The following is a 4697-nucleotide window of genomic DNA, read 5'->3' as shown; positions in this document are numbered from 1 at the left end:
CTGCGAACCCTGCCCCTCCCACGCCGCTCGGCGCTGTCCCTGGCCGCACGTGCGGCGTTGCTGCCCACCCTGCTGATCGCCACCGCCGCACACGCCAACGATGCACCCGATGGCGCCCGCCAGTTGCCCACCGTGAACGTCCGCGCCGACAAGACCGCACCCACCGATACCTACGCCGGCGGCCAGGTCACGCGCGGCAGCGGCGTCGGCCTGCTCGGCGAGCTCGACTTCATGGACACGCCGTTCAACACCACCCGCTACACCGCCGAATTCATCGACAACATCCAGGCGCCGGACCTGGTGCGGGTCATCGCACTGACCGACCCCAGCGTCTACAACAGTGGCTCCAGTGGTGGCATCACCGACTACTTCAACATCCGCGGTTTCGGTGTCGCCTCGTCGGATATCGGCTTTGGTGGCCTGTACGGGCTGATCCCCTACTACCGCGTCACTCCCGAACTGGCCGAGAGCATCGAAGTGCTGAAGGGCCCGTCCGCGCTGCTCAACGGCATGCCGCCCGGTGGCTCGGTGGGCGGTGCGGTTAACGTGGTACCCAAGCGTGCAGGCGACACGCCGCTGACCCGCTTCACCGCCAGCTACGGCAGCGACGCGCAGTGGGGCGGTCACCTGGATGTCGGCCGCCGCTTCGGCGCGGACAAGCAGTTCGGCGTACGCCTCAATGCCGTGCATCGCGACGGCGACACCGCCACCGACCACCAGCAGCACAAGACGCAGCTCGCATCGCTCGGCCTGGACTGGCGTGGTGAGCGCTCGCAGGTGTCGCTGGACCTGTTCAGCAGCCGCGACCATGTGGATGGCCTCAACCGTGGCGTCTCGCTGGCGCCCGGCCTGGCCGTGCCCCGCCCGCCGAAAGCCAGCACCCTGTTTGCACCGGACTGGACCTTCAGCACCGTCAAGGACCAGGCCGCCGCACTGCGCTGGTCGTTCGACATCAATGACCACCTGCAGGCGCATGCCAGCTACGGCCACGGCCATACCGATTTCGACTCCATCGCCAGTGCCACCACGCTGATCACCAACACCGCCGGCGACTTCCGCAACAACTTCGCCCACCAACGCTTCATCTACAGCAAGGACACCGCCGAAGCCGGATTGTCGGCGCGTTTCCGCACCGGCGCGGTCGATCACGCGCTGGCCATCAGTGCAGCCTGGTACCAGCACGACCAGAAGTTCGGCTTCAAGCGCAACCTGCTGGCCCGCGATTGGGTAACCAATATCTACAACCCGCAGTGGGGCCCTGCCATCGACCGCAGCTTCAGTGATGCGTCGCTGCCGAAGACCGCGGAAGTGCGCACCACCAGCTTCGGCATCGCCGATACGCTGTCCTTCATCGATGATCGTGTGCAGCTGACCCTGGGCATCCGTCACCAGACCGTGCTCAGCGATACCTTCGATGGCGGCACAGGCAAGCGCACCGCACGCTACGACGCCAGCGCCAACACCCCGGCCGGTGCACTGCTGTTCAAGGCCAGCGACCGCCTGTCACTGTATGCCAATTACATCGAAGGCCTGAGCCAGGGCAGCACCGCCCCGGCAACCGCCGCCAACGCGGGCGACGTGTTCCCGCCGTTCAAGACCCGCCAGCGCGAGGTCGGTGCCAAGCTCGACTTCGGCCGCTTGGCCAGCGCATTGAGCGTGTACGAGATCGAAAAGCCCAGCTCCTATACCGATCCGACCACGAATGTCTTCTCGTTCGGAGGCCAGCAACGCAATCGGGGCGTGGAATGGACCGTGTTCGGCCAGGCCACCGAACAGCTGCGCGTGCTCGGCGGCATCGGCTGGCTGCAGCCGAAGCTGACCCGTACCCAGGGCGGTATCAACGAAGGCCGGCTGGCGACGGCCACACCGCAATGGCAGGGCAAGCTGGGCGTCGAATGGGACGTGCCGACCGTTGCCGGCCTCACCCTCACCGGCAACGCGGTCAGCCTGTCCAAGGGCTACATCACTGCTGACAACAGCCAGTGGGTGGCGGGCCGCACCGTGTTCGATCTCGGTGCCCGCTATGCGACGCAAGCGGCCGGCCATCCGCTGGTACTGCGTGCCACCGTGCAGAACGTGACCAACAAGGCGTACTGGGCGGGCAGCCTCGGCTCGGGGCTGGGTACGCCACGCACCGCCCTGCTGTCGGCCACCATCGATTTCTGATCCTCGTTTCAAGGGCGCCACGCCATTGCGCGTGGTGCCCTGGAGAAGTGCTTTGACCGTTTCCCGTACCGCCTCCGTGCTGGCCTGGCTGCCCCTGGTCTCACGCATCATCGCCGCGTTGTTCGGCGGCTATGTGCTGGCCGCACTGTGCAGCATCGCGGCACTGGCGCTGCCCATTGATGGTCGCCAGGCCGTGTTCACTGGCATGCTGGCCAGCTTCCTGCTGTACGCCGGCGCCGTGGTCTGGGTGTTCGCGGTGCGCTCGGCGTGGCGCGCGTGGCTGGGCCTGCTCCTCGTCGCGTTGCCCTTGTGGTTGATCGCACAGACGGTCGGCAACGGAGGCGCTGCATGAGCAAGGTCGATCGCACTCCGAAGCCACGCGGCATCCGCCAGACCATGTCCGACCTGCATATCTGGGTGGGGCTGCTGGCCGGATGGATCCTGTACGCGATGTTCCTCACCGGCACCGCCAGCTACTTCCGCGACGAGCTCTCGCGCTACACCCGCCCGGAAATCGCCACACCGTCCGTGTTGCCGGACGCCGCTGTGGTTGCGCAGCGTACCGTCACGGCAATCATGGCCGACACGCCTGCGGCCAGCCAGATCAACCTCAGCCTGCCGAGCACGCGCATGCCGTGGGTGTCGGCGATGTGGGCCAGCCCGGGCGGGCGTGGCCGGCATGGCTTCGACTCGGGCCTGTTCGACGCCAGCACCGGTGCACCGCTGCAGGCACGTGACACCGGCGGCGGCGACTTCTTCTATGCCTTCCACTTCAACCTGCACTACATGCCGGCGATGTGGGGCCGCTGGATCGTCGGCCTGTGCGCGATGTTCATGCTGGTCGCCATCGTCAGCGGCGTAATCACCCACAAGAAGATCTTCGCCGACTTCTTCACTTTCCGCTGGGGCAAGGGCCAGCGCTCTTGGCTGGATGGACACGCGGCGCTGTCGGTACTCGGCCTGCCGTTCCACTTCATGATCACCTGGAGCGGCCTGGTGATGCTGGCGGTACTGTACATGCCGTGGGGCCTGGCCAAGCTGCCGGACAAGCGCCAGCAGGCCGAGGTCGTCAGCGAGATGCGCCTGTTCCTGCCACCGCAGAAGGCCGCCGGCCACCCTGCTCCGCTCACCAACGTCGGTGCACTGGTGCAGCAGGCCGAGCAGCGCTGGGGAGCCGGCGCGGTGGGCAGCGTGCAGGTGCAGAATCCCGGCGACGAGAACGCACGCGTGGCCGTGGTGCGTGCGCAGTCCAGCCGTGTTTCGACCACCCCGAACTATCTGCTGTTCGACGGCAGCGGTGGGCAGCTGCTGCAGATCAAGGAACACTCGGGCGTTGCCGCCGATACCCAGGGCGTGCTGTATGGCCTGCACCTGGGCCGCTTCGCCGATGCCACTCTGCGCTGGCTGTACTTCATCGTCAGCCTGGCCGGCACCGCCATGGTCGGCACCGGGCTGGTGCTATGGACGGTCAAGCGCCGCGCGCAGCTGCCCGATCCGCAGCGCCCCTACTTCGGCTTCCGCCTGGTCGAGCGTCTCAACATCGCCACCGTCGCCGGCCTGTCGGTGGCGATGGCGGCCTATCTATGGGCCAACCGCCTGCTGCCCATCACCATGGACGGGCGCGCGGCGTGGGAGGTGCATGTGTTCTTCCTGACCTGGGCGGCCATGTTCGTGCACGCCACTATGCGCACACCCAAGCGTGCATGGATCGAACAGTTCCTGCTGGCGGCGTTGCTGCTGGCGCTGCTGCCGGTGCTGACTGCGGTGACCACGCTGCATCCGCTGTGGCGCACGCTGGCCGCGGGCGACTGGGCATTCGCTGGCACCGACCTGACCCTACTGGCATTGGCCGCCCTGCACACGCTGCTGGCCTGGCGCACCTGGCGGCATGCGCCGAAGGTGAAGCGTGCACGGCCGTCTGCCGCGTCACGCACTGCGGCACCGGAGGCCAGCGCATGATCCACGTCATTCTGTTCGTGTTGTCGCTGGCCGCGTTCGCCTGCCTGGCACTGGCGATGGAACGCCATCAGCGGGACGTGATGCGGCGTGTGCTGAGCGCGCAGGCAACCCAGCAGCTGCGCGCGATTGGCTGGGCACTGCTGGTGTTCAGTACCGTGTTTGCCATGCGCGGGTTGGGCGTGGGTTTCGGTCTGGCTGCGCTGTCCGGTCACACCAGCGTTGCCGCGGGCGTGGTGGTGTTGGCGATGGTGGTGCATGGGCGGTGGAATCGGTAGATGCCCACCTTGGTGGGCACCCATACACCACGGCGCCAACCAAGGTTGGCGACTACCAGGCCTTAGGAGCGTTGCTTTGGTAGCTGCCCACCTTGGTGGGCGCCGATGGAAGCCAGCGCCAACCAAGGTTGGCGACTACCGGGCCTGAGCGGCGTTGCTCTGGTAGATGCCCACCTTGGTGGGCACCGATGGAAGCCAGCGCCAACCAAGGTTGGCGACTACCAGGCCTTAGGAGCGTTGCTTCGGTAGATGCCCACCTTGGTGGGCACCGATGCATCGCGGCGCCAACCAAGGTTG

At 66.9% G+C, this 4697-nt stretch carries 4 protein-coding genes; all 4 read left to right on the top strand.

The window, feature by feature from the left end; genetic code table 11:
* Positions 1–2166 (top strand): TonB-dependent siderophore receptor (locus tag QRO95_RS24960; RefSeq protein ID WP_285303707.1); only part of this gene is annotated, 2166 nt, incomplete at its 5' end.
* Between the two features lie 52 nt (positions 2167–2218).
* Positions 2219–2518, top strand: coding sequence for a DUF3649 domain-containing protein (locus QRO95_RS24955; RefSeq protein WP_285303706.1), 300 nt, complete (start codon positions 2219–2221; stop codon positions 2516–2518).
* Positions 2515–4125 carry a PepSY domain-containing protein gene (locus tag QRO95_RS24950; protein WP_285303705.1) on the top strand — a complete coding sequence of 537 codons (1611 nt, stop codon included), beginning with the start codon at positions 2515–2517 and terminating at the stop codon, positions 4123–4125. The genes QRO95_RS24955 and QRO95_RS24950 overlap by 4 nt, the downstream gene beginning before the upstream one ends.
* Positions 4122–4400, top strand: a complete 279-nt coding sequence (locus tag QRO95_RS24945) for a DUF3325 domain-containing protein (RefSeq protein ID WP_285303703.1) — start codon at positions 4122–4124, stop codon at positions 4398–4400. Before QRO95_RS24950 ends, QRO95_RS24945 begins: the two co-directional genes overlap by 4 nt.
* Positions 4401–4697 lie beyond the last annotated feature (297 nt).

The organism is Stenotrophomonas maltophilia group sp. Smal13, from assembly GCF_030236855.1.
GTDB classification, from domain to species: domain Bacteria; phylum Pseudomonadota; class Gammaproteobacteria; order Xanthomonadales; family Xanthomonadaceae; genus Stenotrophomonas; species Stenotrophomonas maltophilia_A.
This window is presented reverse-complemented; position numbering and strand designations above follow the sequence as displayed.